The following is an 18,378-nucleotide window of genomic DNA, read 5'->3' as shown; positions in this document are numbered from 1 at the left end:
CAAATGGAAGTTGCTCATGCAGAACATTGTTAATGTAGTACAAAACAGAGCGCAAAAAAATCCTCATCAAGAAGCAATTCTTTACCTAGAAGATGGTGTACATAAAACAGCAGAACTTACCTTAGCGGAGTTGGATTACCAGGCAAAAATAATTGCCGTCCATTTACAAACCAAAAAAATGACTGGCAAACGCGTCATTCTTCTTTACCCCACAGGGGTTGAGTTTATAACAAGTTTGCTTGGGTGTTGGTATGCTGGCATTATTGCCGTACCCATATCCTGCCCTAAAAAAGATGAATTTGCCAAACATGAGGCATTCCTAAACAGTATTGCAGAAGATGCTGATATTGCCGCAGTCTTAAGCTTATCTTCGTTCCACTCAGGTATTAAAACTATTCTAAAGAGAAAAGTACCGATACTGACTACGGATACAATTAAAACTAAGTCTGTAACAAATTATCAATCAATTCCTATTACTGACGACACCGTAGCCTACTTACAATATACCTCAGGGTCAACTTCGACTCCCAAAGCCGCAATCATCACGCATGGAAATTTACAGCATAGTTTGCAAGAAACGATTAAAGTTTGGCATTACACGAAAAAAAGCATCACCTTGACCTGGGCTCCTCATACCCATGTGTATGGACTGGTATGTGGAATATTAGTACCGCTATATCACGGAACCAAAGCAATTATCGTTCCCCCAGCTGCATTCATTAATAAACCTATTACCTGGTTATCCGCTATTTCAACCTATCGAGTTACCCATAGTGGTTGCCCCAACTTTGGTTATGATATTTGCGTACGGGATATCAAAGAAACAGAAATTGCAGCACTCAATTTAAAACACTGGAAGGTCGCAATTAATGGGGGCGATATTGTGCAATATCAAACCCTTATTGATTTTTCTACTAAGTTTGGCTCCTGCGGTTTTTCATTAAAGCAGTTTTGTTCCGCATATGGGATGTCCGAATTATCAGGTGCAATTGCAGTAACCTCTTTTGGCTCGGAACCGCATTCATTGATCCAACAAAACGATACAAATCATCAACGACGATTAGTCAGCAGCGGTAAATTATTGCACGGATTACAGGCACTTGTTGTGGATCCTGAAACACAACGTCCCGTTGCAGCTGGAGAAACGGGTGAAATTTGGTTATCCGGCAAATCACTCGCTCAGGGATACTGGAGACGTCCTGATGAAACACAAGCAGTGTTTCATGCAACCGTTCCTGGCATCGATCACCATTACTTCAGAACGGGTGATCTTGGGTTGATTCAAGATGATGAAATCTATTTAACCGGCAGATTAAAAGAGGTCCTCGTGGTATATGGCAAGAAATATTATCCTCTCGATTTGGAAATCACGGTGGCCCATGCCCTCTCTCCGTTCAAAATAACACTTCCCCAAGTCGCCTTTTCTACAGAATTTGCCAACAAAGAAAAAATCATTATCGTACAGGAGTTGGGAGAAGAAACACCTCAATCACTATGGCCTGAGATCAAAAATGCCATTCGTCATGCAATCACCAAACATCATGGTGTAGATATTCATGAAGTAGTTTTTAGTCCTAAGGGAGCCCTTCCTAAAACCGGTAGTGGCAAATTACAACGAAAAAAAGCTCAATCATTATATAATGAACACAATCTTGCAGTTTTAGCTCAGAATTTTTCACAGCACACCTCAGCAAACTCCAATAAAAATCATCGTGGGCAAGATCAATTCATCACTTTAGTAGCCAATGTACTGAACATAGATGAAAACGACATCGACTTATATGCACCCTTAAGCCGTTATTCTTTCGATTCCATTAATATCATTCACCTCACTACGATCCTCAATGAAGCCTATCAACTAACCTTATCTCCAGCTACATTGTATGAATATGCCACTCTGGAAGAATTTTATACCGATTTATTAGCAGGCCCTGGGGTTGTAAACATGTTTAACAAGGAAACACCAGTATCTGCTGAATCGAATGATATTGCTATTATCGGAATGAGCGGTGTTTTCCCTCAAGCGCCTGATCTTGATGCCTTTTGGGAGAATTTATTACAGGGTAAAGATTGCATCAGTGAAGTACCTCTATCACGCTGGAACTGGCATGATTTAACTGTACAATGGGGTGGTTTTATTGATCATATCGATCAATTTGATGCAACTTTTTTTAATATCTCGCCCCGCGAAGCGGAGTTAATTGACCCACAACAACGCGTATTTCTCCAGACCATTTGGAAAACAATTGAGGATGCTGGATACAGTCCCTCAACTCTAGCCACAATGAAAACAGGTTTGTTTGTGGGTGTATTTAATCATGATTACGCCGAACTGTTGCAAAAAAATGAAGTTATGGATGCTTATCTTACAACAGGTACGATGAATAGCATGATTGCCAATCGTATTTCCTACATTTTAAATTTGCGCGGACCGAGCGAGACCATTGATACAGCGTGTTCCAGTTCCCTTGTTGCTGTTCATCAAGCAGTCCAAGCGCTTTTACATGGTGATTGCGATCTTGCCCTTGCAGGCGGAGTGAATATATTAATCACTCCCAATTCATTTATTGCTGCCAATCAAGCGGGAATGTTAAGTGAGGATGGGCGTTGCAAAACTTTTGATAAAGGTGCCAATGGATATGTACGTGGTGAAGGAGCGGGCGCTATTTTATTGAAAAAACTCACTCAGGCCTTAGACGATGGCGACCATATTTACGGGATAATTAAGGGAACTGCAGTCAATCATGGCGGACATGTCAATACGCTTACCGCGCCCAATCCCAATGCACAAGCAGAGGTGATCATCACTGCTTGTCAGCGCGCGCAAATCCCTGTCCACAGCATTCAGTACATCGAGACCCATGGGACTGGAACGCCGTTGGGGGATCCCATTGAAATCAATGGTTTAAAAAAAGCATTCCATCATCTGGCTGAGGAACAACAGGTTGAATCCTTACCCAAGCACTATTGCGGTTTAGGAGCAGTGAAAACCCACATTGGTCATTTGGAATCTGCAGCAGGAATTGCGGGGATCATTAAAACTTTACTTGCAATGCATCATGAACTGATACCCGCTAATTTACATTTAAATGAATTAAATCCTTATATTGAAATTGAGGACAGCCCATTTTATCTCGTGAATCAGCCGACCCAATGGCCCAAAACAGCGAACAATCCTAGAAGAGCGGGAGTAAGTTCATTTGGGTTTGGCGGCGCCAACGCCCATATTATTCTTGAAGAGAGTCCAGAGCGCGTCCAAAGCTTATTTCAAAACTCTGCTTACCTAATTAGCTTATCTGCACTCACGACATCTGCATTGCAGCAACGAGCGGCTGAGCTGCTTAAATGGTTGGATCGACAACAAAATGCTCCTTCTTTAGCTTCTCTCAGCTACACTTTGAATGCGGGACGGCAACATTTTCCCAAGCGTTTTTGCGTGATAGTGACGACGATTGATGAGTTAAAGGACTATTTGAATTCTATTTCATCCAGTGAAGATATCGACCAATATCTGCTCGCAGCAGCACAATCCAATACCAATGAGCAGGCTGCTGATTTAAAACAAATTCAGAGTATGTATTTACAAGGCAAACCCATCGATTGGCGTACCATCTATGGGAATTATCAGGAAAAAATATCGCTCCCTACTTATCCCTTCGCCAGAGAATCACATTGGGTGGAGCTTAAAAGTAAGACGCATCAAAGTATCCATCCATTGATCGATGAAAATAGGTCTACGTTTTCGGCATCGGTTTTTAGTAAGCAATTTTCAGGAAATGAATTTTATTTGCACGATCATCAGTTACATGATGAAGCGGTCTTACCTGGTGCTGTGTGTTTAGAGATGGTTCGTGTTGCTGCAAGTCTGGCTTCAAACAATCAGCACGTACTCACCTTAAGTAATATAATATGGAAAAAACCAATAAAAACTCCGGATTTGTCCAATCCTCTGCATGTTCATCTAGCTCCTGAAAGCGATTGGGTATCGTTTGTGTTAACTGATAAAGAGCACGCTATTTCCTATATGAGTGGCTCTATCTATTGTGCGGAGAGCGCTCCTGTGGCCCCCCACATCGGACTTAACATTCAGGAGTTAAAATCAGCATTGGACCAAACTCAGGAACCTGATGCAATTTATGCCTATTTTAAACAGGTAGGGATATTCTACGGTCCAGCTTTTCAGGTTATTGAAACCCTAAATTTTGATGACAATAATCTTTTGGCCGAGCTTACCCTTCCCGCAATTCTTCCTTTTAAGGACCATGAATTTGTGCTCCATCCTGCTTTGTTCGATGGGATTTTACAGACTACCCAGGTATTACTTAGAAATCGCGACCTACTCTACCTGCCTTTTTCCATAACACAAATTGATATTTACAAGGCTTTAACCAAAACATGTTACGTCCGGGCCAACTTGATTTCTGCTGTAGATAATCAGCACATGCCTGTATTTAATATTCAAGTGACTGATACAGAGGGAACACTCTTATTAATTATTACGGGATTTACCTTATGCGCAGTGCCTGCATCTCCTAAACCTGAGGCAAGGGTAGCCTATTATTCTTCCCAATGGAGCATTCAATCCCTATGTTCCTCAACAAAGTCTCCGGAATCCATCCTGATTTTAGGGAATAACCCGCAAGTAATCCAATCCATTAAGGAGCATGTATCAGCTCCCACGGTCTCATGCCAACTTGTGACTGATCCTTATAGTACAGACATATTAATCGACTCACCTCGGGAATGTATTGTTATTGCCCTGGACGATTCCAATAAGGAGCCTTATTCAGTTACAGAAATTGATTCGATTCAAAAGAATTTAGAGCGAACCTATTATTTTCTCCAAACGCTAACACGCCAAATATGCCAATTAAAGCCCAAAAATCCAATACAACTGGTTTGTATTAGTAAAAATCCTTGTGTTTATGCCCGTGCTTTAGTGGGCTTTGCAAAAAGTCTGCATCAAGAACAATCTAAAATCTCTTGTCGTTTTATTGAACTGCAGGATCTTGGACTCCTTGCACCAGAACTAACTCAAAATGAAATTGAAGTTCGATACGATGGGAACAACCAGCGATATGTTCGCCGATATGAACCGCTTCCTTCTCCCATAACAATGTTTCCTGCTCTCAAGGAGTCAGGGGTATATTTGATTACTGGAGGTATGGGAGAACTTGGTTATTTGTTCGCCACCTATTTGGCAGAGCATTATCAGGCCAAAATCGTATTAACCGGTCGTTCAACCCTATCGGAGCAACATCAAAAACGAATTGCAGCATTAGAAAAGAAGAATGCCTCTGTCGTTTATCTGGCTGCGGATGTAGCATCCTACGAAGAGGTCCAAGCCCTCATTCAAAGTACTAAAGAACGTTTCGGGGGAATTAATGGCATTATTCATGCTGCCGGCCTTACCCATGATGGATTTATCGTTCATAAAACCATTTCCGAAGTAGCCAAGGTATTAGCTCCTAAAATTTATGGGACGTGCAATTTACATGCAGCGACCCTTAATGAACCTTTAGATTTCTTGGTACTGTTCTCCTCTGTCGCTGCCGTGTTCGGGAATGCCGGACAAAGTGATTATGCTTATGCTAATTGTTTCCTGGATGAGTTTGCCTGGGAACGAGAACAACAAAGAGCACTCGGTCATTGTTTTGGACATACTCTTTCGATTAACTGGCCACTATGGGAAGAAGGAGGGTTGCACATTGCTCCTGAATACCAACAGGCGCTTGAGCAAAACTTAGGCATTATCAGTTTATCGTCGCAACAGGGATTCACTGCATTTTTGCAGGCATTCCAGCACAATACCCCCAATTGTATTGTACTCCCGGGTTATCAACAAAAACTCATGATTGCCTTGCAAAATAACGCAATGCTGAACCAATCAACAACTAATCAGCGCCCTGTGGTAAACGCAAATTTTCGCAATCACACGGAAAATTTTTTAAGGAACATACTGGCAGAAACCTTAAAATGTTCGTCAGAACATATTGATCCCCAATCCCCTTTCGAAAGTTATGGGGTTGATTCCTTGATGATCATGCAACTCAATCAGCGCTTAGCACGCGAATTTAGTGAATTACCTAAAACATTATTTTTTGAATACCGAAACTTAGCCGATTTAGCGGAATATTTCATGGAGCATTATGCCCATCAATTAATGTCCTATTCATCTGATATTGGCACTCCAATGATAAATACCGTTCACCCATTGGTCATCTCACCCAGGATGCCCAAAAAAACTGCCCTATCGCAAGATATCGCCATTATTGGGATCAACGGTCGTTATCCAGAAGCTAAGGATTTAAGCACATTTTGGCATAATCTCTATACGGCAAAAGATTGTATTCGCGAAATTCCTAAGGAGCGATGGCCTTTGGAAGATTATTTTGATGGGGATCAAAATAATCAGGGAAAAACATACAGTAAATGGGGTGGTTTTTTAACCGATGTGGAACAGTTCGATCCCCTGTTTTTTAATATTTCCCCACGCGAAGCTGCATTGATGGACCCCCAGGAACGATTATTTTTAGAAACAGCCTGGAAAACGATAGAAGATGCCGGATATCCCCATGAAGCTTTAGCTGGAAAAAAAGTAGGCGTCTACGTCGGCGTAATGTATGGGCAATATCAGCTATTTGGTAATGAATTGACTGATGCTCATTCATTTGTGCCAACCAATTCAATATTTGCTTCCATCGCCAATCGAGTTTCCTATTTTTTTGATTTTCATGGTCCAAGCATGGCACTGGATACCATGTGCTCCTCCTCGCTTACCGCAATTCATTTAGCTTGCCAGAGTATTCGCGAAGGGGAATGTGATATGGCGCTTGCAGGTGGCGTGAATCTTTCTGTGCATCCCAATAAATATCTGTTGCTAAGTCATGGGAAATTTTTGGCACGGGATGGACATTGCCGCAGCTTTGGTGAGGGCGGCGATGGTTATGTACCCGGTGAAGCAGTGGGGGCAATCCTATTAAAACCCTTAGATAAAGCTTTAGACGATGGGGATCTCATTTATGCAGTGATTAAAGGAAGCCAGCTTAATCATGGGGGAAAAACAAACGGTTACACGGTACCTAGCCCTAACGCTCAAGCAGAATTGCTTGTTGAAACCTACCAAAAAGCTCATATTAATCCAAATGAAGTGAGTTATCTCGAGGCACATGGAACCGGAACGGCACTAGGCGATCCCATTGAAATTGCGGGGTTAAATAAAGTATTTAGTCAAAGACCATCTCCTTGTGCCCTTGGCTCAGTAAAATCTAATATTGGACATTGTGAGTCTGCAGCAGGAATTGCTGCAGTAACCAAAGTGGTGTTGCAATTACAACATCGTACCCTAGTACCTTCCCTATTTTCAGAAATTTTAAATACCAATATCGATTGGTCTAAGACACCATTTCGCGTGCAGCAAAATGTGAGTGAATGGCTAAAACCTGGACCCAATATACCAAGAATTGCGGGGATCAGTTCTTTTGGTGCGGGAGGGTCTAATGCCCATTTGATTTTATCCGAATCACCGGAAATACAATCTACCCCGACCAGGAATAAATCGCATTATTTACTCACCGTATCTGCCAAAACAGAATTGGCCTTAAATCAACGGCTCGATGATTTATTAAGTTGGTTAGGCCAAAACCCTTTTGCTGAACTAGAACAAGTGAGTTACACCTTAAATGCAGGCAGGAGTCATTTTGATTGCCGTTGCGCTATGGTGGTCAGCACGCTTGATGAAGCAATACAAATAATCCAACAATTTAAAGCACACCAACATTCTCCACTATTGTTCGTGCAAATGAATGCAGGACAAAATGCTGCAAACACGCTGATTCATTCTAGCGTTTTACCTGTAATAATGCAGCAATTGTCAAATCCTTCTCAATATAAAGAGACATTACTTTCGTTGGCAAAACTCTATGTAGAAGGGCAAAATCTGAATTGGCAGCAAATTCACGCAGGTGAATCCAGGAAAAAAATCTCACTACCTACTTATGCTTTCGCTAAGGAATGCTATTGGTATTCTGATGAAGGACAACCCGCCTCTATCGATAATAAACAAACAAATCTGGCATTAACTCAAAATGCACTTCTTGATAAACTTCATTCTTATCTTATTCGGCAAGTAGTCAAGATACTAAAAATTACCCAACATAAAATTGCACTGGAAAAAAATCTTGGTGAATATGGGATGGATTCCGTGCATTTTATTGAATTGGCAAAAAAAATTACGGAGTATTACCAAATCGAGTTCACTCCTGCCGTGTTTTTTACCCACAGTAGTGTACTTTCGATTAGCGAATACCTAATTAATCAATTCCCTCAAGCAGTAGCACAGGCACATCAGGAAGTAGCTTATCTGCCTATAAATATTCCTACGATAAAAACCAGACGTATTGTCCCAAGCGAAACTGAAGCAGTCGCTATTATTGGTATGCAAGGCCTTTTTCCCCAATCCGATGACCTGGCCACATTTTGGCAGCATTTAGTGGTAGGCCATGATTTAGTGACTGAAATTCCCAAAGAACGTTGGGACTGGCGGGATTATTATGGCAATGAAGCACATCAAAGCAATTCCAAATGGGGTGCTTTCATCAACAATTTCGATCAATTCGATGCCGGATTTTTTAATATTTCGGCCCGCGAAGCGAATCTTATGGATCCACAACAACGACTTTTTTTAGAAACGGTATGGAAAACCATTGAAGATGCAGGCTACGACCCTTTTGCACTTCCCTCACAAAATGTGGGTGTTTTTGCCGGTGTTGAATTTAGTGAATATCAAACTTTAATTGCCAAACAGCAAAAAGAACATCATGGATTTATTGCTACCGGAAACTCACACAGCATGATTGCTAATCGTGTTTCCTACTTTTTCAATTTTCAAGGGCCGAGTGAAGCCATCGATAGCGCATGCTCAAGTTCATTGGTGGCCATTCATCGCGCAGTACAAGCAATCCGCCAGGGCGAATGCGATTTAGCCATTGCAGGCGGCGTTAGCCTCATTTTGAGTCCAGATACCATAGTAGTTACTGGCCAATTAGGCGCCTTATCTTCTGATGGTCGCTGCAAGACTTTTGATAAAAGCGCAAATGGCTATGTTAAAGGAGAAGGGGTCGCCAGTCTTTTACTCAAACCTTTAAAACAGGCTCAAGAAGCTGGGGATCATATTTACGGAGTCATTAAAGCCTCAACAGTAAATCATGGGGGCAAAGCCCAATCTTTGACGGCACCGAATGCTAAAGCGCAGAGTGAGTTATTAATACGTGCCTACACCCAAGCCAATTTCGATCCAGATACTGTATCCTATATTGAAACTCATGGAACAGGAACCGCTTTAGGTGACCCTGTTGAGGTTGAAGGCTTAAAACTGGCATTTTCCTCGTTACGTACATCGAGAACAAAGCAAAATTGGATTGGGTTAGGATCTGTAAAAACAAATATCGGTCATTTAGAACCTGCATCCGGAATTGCAGGAATCATCAAGCTGCTTTTGGCCATGAGCCACGAAACGCTCCCAGGTATTTTGCATTTACAAGAATTAAACCCGTACATCAATTTAAACGATACACCCTTCACTATTATCAAAGAAACTCAAGCCTGGAAACGTATCAAAAATGAGGCCGGGGTAGACATCCCGCTCCGCGCTGGAATCAGCTCTTTTGGATTTGGTGGCACGAATGCTCATGTCGTACTTGAGGAGGGACGCCCCCATCAAAGAATAGCGGAGAACCATCAGGCTAAACCCTATTATTTAATTACCCTTTCTGCGAAGCAACAGCAAAGTTTATACCAAAAAATTGTCGATCTGCACCAATGGCTTAATCAGAATAAAGATACGATTTCCTTACCCTCACTTAGTTTTACCTTAAATGTGGGCCGAGCACATTTTATGTACCGCTGTGGATTGGTGGTGAGTTCTGTTGATGCTTTATGTCATGCCTTAAACTTATTAAGTAACCATGAAATACCTGATTATTGCATGATGAATGAAGGCCAAACCTGCACGATCCAGGGACCAGTATTTGATGAAGTGTATCAGGCTGCAATCCACGGCTTGCATCAACCAGAAAACTCCGATCAATACCGTCATAAGTTATTTATTCTGGCTGATTTATATACGAAACATTATGTCATTGACTGGCAACAGGTGTATCTCGGGGAAAAAATACAGCGTGTAGGTTCCTTACCCGCCTACCCATTCATAAGACAACGCTATTGGTATGATCAGGAAACCAATGTTCTGGCAAGTCCCCAATCCTTAGCTCCAGTGAATACTAAAGGAGTAATGGATTTCTCGGGTCAGACTTTAGCTTATTTACAACAGATATTCGCAGAAAAATTACATACCTCAGCAGAACTTATCCAAGAAGATGAGACCTATGAAGTTTATGGCGTTGATTCATTAATTGGTTTGGAAATTACTAACCGTCTGGAAAAAGACTTTGGTACTTTACCCAAAACATTACTCTATGAACGTAATCGATTAAATGATTTAGCTAAATACTTTATAAAAAATTATAAAGACAAGTTGTCGACGCTCTTAGGTACGAACGACGTTATGCCGGCGCCATCCTCTCTTGAGGTGGAAGCGGTTAAACCCATAACATCTACTTTCAAACCCGCAAGTCCTTCATCTCAGGATATTGCCATTATTGGCTTAAGTGGCACATTTCCTATGGCCAACTCGATGGATGAATTTTGGCACAACTTAAGCTCTGGACAAGATTGTGTGGGTGAGGTTCCAGCAGATCGTTGGGATTATCGAGATTATCCTGTCCTGGTTGGAGGTGAAGAACATTATTTCCCACATGGAGGCTTTATTCCTGATGTCGATAAGTTTGATCCGCTCTTTTTTAATATTTCACCACGCGATGCAGGACTAATGGATCCCCAAGAACGTTTGTTTATGCAATCTGTATGGTCCACGCTAGAAGATGCAGGTTATACCCGCGACAAATTAAAACGAAAAGCCAAAAACTCAGTCGGTGTTTTTGCGGGAGTGACTTATAATTTTTACCCTTTATTTATCGCCGAGGAGTGGCAAAAAGGGAATCGGGTGCCTTTGGATATTCAATCATTCTCAGTAGCAAACCGAATTTCTTACTTCCTTGATGTAAACGGCCCAAGTTTTGTGGTCGATACAGCGTGTTCTTCCTCCCTGGCAGCAATTCATCTGGCGTGTGAAAGCCTCGTGCGTGGTGATTGTGCCATGGCAATCGCCGGCGGTGTTAACTTGTCATTACATCCAAGTAAGTATCACTTCCTGGGTAGTTTTAATTTTATGTCCGAACAAGGGCGTTGCGCGAGTTTTGCTGACGGGGGTACCGGTTACGTACCTTCAGAAGGAGTAGGGTCAGTCTTATTGAAACCTTTAGCGGCTGCAATTGCCGATAATGATATGATTTATGGAATTATAAAAGGCAGCAGCATGAACCATGGAGGCAAAACCAGTGGTTATACTGTTCCCAATCCCAATGCCCAAGCAGCGGTGATTTTACAAGCCTTAAAAAATGCCAATATTGATGCGCGAACCATTTCTTATATTGAAGCGCATGGCACCGGTACTGCCTTAGGAGATCCGATAGAGATTCGGGGTTTGCAAGATGCCTTTGAATACTATACGGAAGACAAACAATTTTGTGCCGTGGGTTCAGTCAAATCCAATATTGGTCATCTGGAATCTGCAGCCGGCGTATCCCAATTGGCAAAAGTACTCTTACAGATGCGCCACAAAAAATTAGCGCCTACACTACATAGTACACAATTAAATCCATTTATTGATTTTAAAAACTCCCCATTTTATGTCCAACAAGAATGCACTGATTGGAAACCTGCTAATAATGTACCTCGCCGTGCAGGGGTGAGTTCTTTTGGTGCGGGTGGTGCGAACGTCCATATGATTGTTGAAGAATACATACCCCCCATAAAACACCACTACACGGTACCTATTCCATATATCTTTTTATTATCGGCATTAAATGAAGACCGTTTGACAGCACAAGTACAGCAAATGCACAGTTATCTACAACAAAACAAACATCTAGAACATGAAAATTGGCTAAGAGATGCATGCTTTACGTTACAAACAGGACGTGAGCATATGGGGGCACGATTTGCAGTGATTGCAGCCAACACCGATGAATTACTTGTAGCTCTAGCAAACTATCCTCATCACCTGGGTACAAACACCTGGATGAATTATCATGCTCAAAGTAATTCACAATCGGTGACTCAATTAATCCGTGATGCACGCTATGAAGAGTTGGTCCAGCATTGGGTTAATGGAACAAAAATAGATTGGGAACAATTATACCCACAACAATTGCCGCATATTATCTCTTTACCCACGTATCCATTTACGAAACGACGCTGCTGGATACCTACAAAGGAAGTAGAACCCCTACCGGTGGCACAGTCTATAATACAACCAGTAGTTGAACCTGTTGATGACAACCCTGTACTGATTGATATTCAAGATTGGCTTTACCATACAAAGTGGGAAAAAAACCCACCAACATGCCATCTTGGGGTAATCGACACAGAAGGAACATGGCTTATTTTCTGTGAACCAGGGTCAGTACCTTTCTTAGAACAAGAACTGGGTACTAATGTAGGGATTTATTGTTTTATTGGCGATCAATTCTCCATGATTGAGAAGAATAAATTCACCGTCAATGCGTCACAAAAATCCGATTACGAACAACTCTTTGCCACAATTCACGCCCAGCATAAAGACAATTTAAAAGGCGTTATCTATTTATGTCCTGAAATAGCTACACATCGACAAACTACGCCCCGTAGCTTGTCCGCGGAATCCACAGGTCTCATATTATCGTTAGATTCGGCCGACAAGCTGCTGGACATAGACAGCAACAAGCAGTTATGTTCTGTATACGATTCAAAGGATCCTGCTCATGCGTTACTGTATCTGTTGCAGGCCATTGTGCAGCATTCATGGCCGCAGCAATTATCCTTTTGTCTCGCATCGCAATCATCACAACAGGTTAGCTCTTTAGATAGCATCAATATTTGGCAGCATTATCTCTGGTCCATGACCCGTATTTTTGCCGCCGAACAAGCAAAATACCAAGCATTACTGCTTGATTTGGATGTAAATGAAGGGATGGAACATAATATCAAAATCCTAGTCAAGGAAATTGGACGTTATCAAGCCAAAGAAAACCATATTGCTTATCGTGCCGCTGAACGTTACACCATTCGTTTCCTTCCTCATAGTGAGCCACAAAATCATGAAATCCCTCCTGCCTGGAAGGCTCCTGTTGCTGCATTGGTTACGGGAGGTTTGGGAGCCTTAGGTTATGAAGTTGCAGAATTTATTGTCACACAAGGAACTCGTTTTGTTTTGCTTACCGGAACCAAAGAGTTATGCTCTAACACAGTTGAAAAAAATAACTGGATCAAGCAGTTAAAAGCTAAAGGGGCACAAGTTAGATATGCTGCAGTGGACGTAGCCAATCAAGAACAGATGCGTCAGGTCATTATGGAGGCCGAAAAAGCATGGCAACACTCCATTGATGGTGTTTTTCATTTAGCGGGCGTCACTACCGATAATGTCACCATTGCCGAGATGGATGAAACATTATGGAGGGATGTGTTACGGGTAAAGGTACACGGTTCCTTGGTATTGCATGAACTCTTTTTGCAGGCTCCATTATCATGCTTCGTGCTGTTTTCTTCCATTGCGGCGGTTCCTCATTTTGGCATGGCAGGCCTCAGTGCTTATGCAGCAGCTAATGAATTTATGAATGGCCTATCCTTATATCGTCGTAGTTTGAACTTACCTGCATCAAGTATTAACTGGGTCGCCTGGTCAGAAAAAGGAATGAGCCACAGACACAATCATGATGCATTTTTAGATGCTGTAGGGATGGCTTCTTTAAGTATTAAAGAAGGCATTGCCGTGTTTCATAATCTTCTCAGAATAAATCCTGCTGAAATTACCGTATGTAAGATACAATGGAAGAAGTTTTTACAGGTTAATACCACTGCCAAGCAACTCGATTTCTTTATACATTTAGTTGCTGAATATGCCTCTAATATGCCAACAACGGTGGTTTCTTCGTTAACCCCGGAGGAAATTACCACATTAGTCCTGAATCTCTTTGCGTCAGTACTCGGATTGGAAGTGACTGAAATTGATAGAGAATCTCCCTTTCAACACTATGGAATGGACTCCATTACTGGCATCGATTATACCGAGCAACTGGGTAAGCATTTCCCTGATGTAGTCGCCCCCATGGACTTATATCGCTACCCGACATTAAAACAACTTACTGATTACATCATGCAACGTGTGCAAATTAATATTGAGCCTTCTCCTGTCCCTCTTTTCAAAATAGAGGAACCTCTTGATTTGGATCAATTAAACGAAGCACAACTGAATGAATTACTGGAATTGGAATTAAAAGAATTAGAGCAGGCTTATGAATGAGACAACGACTTTAAAAAAATCATTATTAATGATCCAAAAGCTCAAAAAGCTTTTGCAAGAACAAAACGACAAATTATTTGATCCAGTTGCAATTATTGGCATGAGTTGTCGTTTACCTGAAGCCAATAATCCCCAAGAGTTTTGGGAGTTATTATGTCAGAGCAAAAACATTATTTCGCCAATTCCAGAGGAACGTTGGGAGCTTTTACAAGGCACCCGAGAAGTCATTCAGCGTGATCCTAATTTGCCTTATTGGGGAGGGTATCTGCGTCAAATTGAAGCATTTGACGCTTATTTCTTCGGTATTAGTCCTCGTGAAGCAATGCGGATGGATCCACAACAACGTATCTTATTGGAAGTAGCCTATGAATCCCTGGAAGATGCAGGTTTAACGGTTGATGCCTTAGCAGGCTCCAATATGGGTGTTTTCTCCAGTTTATATGCAAGTCAGTTTAGCCATCTGCAAAAATTAGACTCAGATATGGATGCTTTGTTTATTCCAACTGGAAGCGCCATCAGCATGGCAGCCAATCGTTTATCCTATTTGTTCGATTTACGCGGACCAAGCTTAGTATTAGATACTGCATGTTCTTCTTCGCTTATTGCCATTCAATTAGCTTGCTTAAACTTACAAGCCAAGCTTTGTGATACTGCATTAGTCAGTGCTGTAAATATCAATTTATTACCGTCGATCCATTCTGTTTTGGCTAAAGCGACCATGCTTTCTCCTTCCGGGCAATGCCATACCTTTGATGCCAAGGCGGATGGTTATGTCCAAGGAGAAGGCGCAGGCTCTATTGTTTTAAAGCCGCTTGCCAAAGCATTACAGGATAAAGATAGGATCTATGCAGTAATCACTGGGAGCGCGATGAATCAAGATGGTAAAACGAATGGTTTAACCGCACCGAATGGTTTACAACAAGAACAATTATTGCGATCTGCTTATCGAATGGCGAAAACAGATCCAGCTCATGTTTCCTATGTTGAATGCCATGGAACAGGTACATTTCTGGGAGATCCAATTGAAATTCAAGCATTAGGCGAAGTACTTGGTAAAAATCGTGCGGTTGAAAACCCCTGTTGGATTGGCTCAGTAAAAACCAATGTAGGGCATTTGGAACCTGCCGCAGGAATTGTGAGCGTCATTAAAGTAGCTTTAGCTCTAAAAAATCGTTTAATTCCACCTCATCTTAACTTTGCTAATGCGAACCCACATATCCCATTTGACCGCTATTCTTTGAGTATTCCCTGTAAAGCAGAACCATTACCCAGATACGGGGAGGTCAGTATTGCTGGGGTAAGTGGTTTTGGTTTCGGTGGTGCTAATGCGCATCTGGTGTTACGTGAATCTTCTGTTGAAGAACAACCCACGTGTACCAACACTCTTACTAAGGATAAAGAGTTATTTACGCTTTCAACAAAAGAACCTGCTGCATTAACCGATTTAATCGACCGCTGGTGTGGATATTTAAAAAATCATCCCGAAACCAATTTGGCACAGCTTTGTTATAACCTCCATATCAGACGCTCTCACTTTACTCAACGCTTGGTAATAATTACTGATTCAATTGCTGATCTTTATCAAAAATTAGCTCAATTATGCAAAAATCCGGTTGCGCCTATTGAGGGGGTTTTTATTAATAACGAACCAAAGAAATCCAATTATTCCACTCCAATATCTGAATTTTCCGACATGGATGAAATCACTTTAGCAAAAAACTATGTTGAACAAGTACCCATCGATTGGAAAAAATATGAAGAGAGACGGGTTTATGCGCCTTTAGATATGCCGTTTTATCCATGGCAACGCAAAATTTACTGGCCCAGCCTAGACCAAGGTTTCAATGAAAAAAATACTGCCTATCCAATGCGTGGCAAATCTCTTTCCTCTCCTTTATCAGCACGACAATTTGAATTTGTGTTTGATACTAAAGTAATGCCTGAAGTACAAGATACCTTTTATGTTTTGCATGCCGGCTATTATCTGGAAATGTTAGCGTATGCAGCAAAACAATTGCAGCAACACATTTCGTTTAAGGTTCAAAACCTAAATTATTTATCACCCATATTGGTCTTAGATGAAAAAACGGTTGTAGTACATCTCATCATAGAACCCAATGAAAAAAGCGACAATTCATCATTTCGCTTTTATAGCAATGATGGCAAAGAAAACTGGATAGAGCATGCAACCGGTACGTTAGTCCTAAATACCACCCATTCTTACAAAAAAATTGAAACCAAAACCGAACTCATGCAACGACTTCCGGTCTGTGGAACTATGGAACTGTTTTATAACCGAATAACAAGCATGGGCATGCCTGCCGGTAATACGATTCGTTGGGCCCATCAATACTGGACGAATAGTGATGAACTATTTTGTGAGTTACGCGAGCCTAAACCCGCAGAACGTGGGAAACAATTTGTAACGCAAATGCACCCCGGAATTATTGATGCCTGCATTCAGACACTCTTTTTATTGCTGCCGCAGCAATTCTCCAAACCCTATATTGCATCCCATATGGGGACTCTTGAATTTTATGGTTCCCTGGAGGACCAAAAATATGTATACACCCAATTAAAAGAGCTGCATCCAAAAGGAGAATACATCATTGCAGATTGGTACTTATTGGATAAAGACCACTGCTTGATTGCCGCCTGCCATGATCTACGTATGACAGTCCTCAATGATACCATTCAAATCAATCAAATCATGGAAATTCAATCCGAATTCCAGCTGGACTTATCCCTGCCCTATGAACAATGTAAAAAAGAATTGATCCAGTACTTAACAAAGCAATTTGCCTTGATTTTTTCAATGCCTGAAATTGACATTAGTCCCTTGCAGTCTTTACATGAATTAGGAATGGACTCGCTAATGGCTTTGGCGGTGATTCGCGTCATAGAAACAAGCATTGGGATCAACTATTCTTTACCATTGATAATGCAAGGCCCTTCCATAAGCGAGATTGCTGAGTATGTATTAGCGAGTCAGTGGATAGGTTCCAAAGAAGAAACTACTGAATCTCAACCCCCTTTTGATAACGCCTGGATTGCCTATCGAAAAATACAAACAAATGCACAAGTACGCTTATTTTGTTTTCCTTATGGTGGAGGTGGTGCTTCAATTTATCGCGAATGGCAACAGGAATTCCCTGATTTCATAGAAGTATGTCCAATCCAATTGCCAGGCAGAGAAAATCGATTGGAAGAGCAACCACTTGATAATCTCCATACCTTGGTTTCTTTGTTAGCCCATCAGCTCAAACCTCAACTTAGTTTACCCTTTGCTTTTTTTGGCCATAGTTTTGGTTCACTGATTGGATTTGAACTAAGTCGATATTTACGTCGTCATCATCTCGCTCAACCTGCGCATCTTTTTGCATCGGCTTATCCAGATCCACGCATCCCCTCCAAAAGTCTGGATAATCTGCTCAATAAACTGCAACAAATGAACATTAATTTATTTGATTTAAACTCAGAACGAATCAGCGCCTTAGATGATGCACAATTAACCGCCTTATCCATAGTGTTTAAGGAAAATGGTATTGTTGATTACAGCGATGAGCGAATGAATAAGAGTATTATTAAAGTGTTATTACCCATTTTTATCGGCGATATGAACATTGTGAAAAGTTATTCTTACCGTAATGAAGCACCCTTAACCTTAGGGACTACGGTATTCTTAGGTAAAAAGGACACTTGGGTCTCTCCTGAAGACCATTTAGGGTGGGCGGAGCATTCATTAGGAGGTTGTGAGTTTCAACAATTTGATAGCGGACATTTGTTTATTAGAGAAAAAGAAATAAGAACACAAGTAATTCAAAAAATTACAGCAAAGCTTCTGCATTTTAATACGGCTGAATCTGAGGTCTAAAACACCTTTGATCTAAAATTCGCTGACTGAAGAAAACAACCAAATT

At 41.4% G+C, this 18,378-nt stretch carries 2 protein-coding genes; both read left to right on the top strand.

What is annotated here, in order from left to right:
- Window positions 1-16 precede the first annotated feature (16 nt).
- Window positions 17-14,458: an SDR family NAD(P)-dependent oxidoreductase gene (locus tag HBNCFIEN_RS02035; RefSeq protein WP_182392491.1), complete on the top strand. Its 14,442-nt coding sequence runs from the start codon at window positions 17-19 to the stop codon at window positions 14,456-14,458.
- The gene (locus HBNCFIEN_RS02030; RefSeq protein WP_182392490.1) at window positions 14,451-18,332 is read left to right on the top strand and encodes a beta-ketoacyl synthase N-terminal-like domain-containing protein; all 3,882 of its coding nucleotides are present in this window, start codon (window positions 14,451-14,453) and stop codon (window positions 18,330-18,332) included. The genes HBNCFIEN_RS02035 and HBNCFIEN_RS02030 overlap by 8 nt, the downstream gene beginning before the upstream one ends.
- Window positions 18,333-18,378: the final 46 nt, after the last annotated feature.

The sequence above is a fragment of the Legionella sp. PC997 genome (assembly GCF_014109825.1).
Taxonomy (GTDB): domain Bacteria; phylum Pseudomonadota; class Gammaproteobacteria; order Legionellales; family Legionellaceae; genus Legionella.
This window is presented reverse-complemented; position numbering and strand designations above follow the sequence as displayed.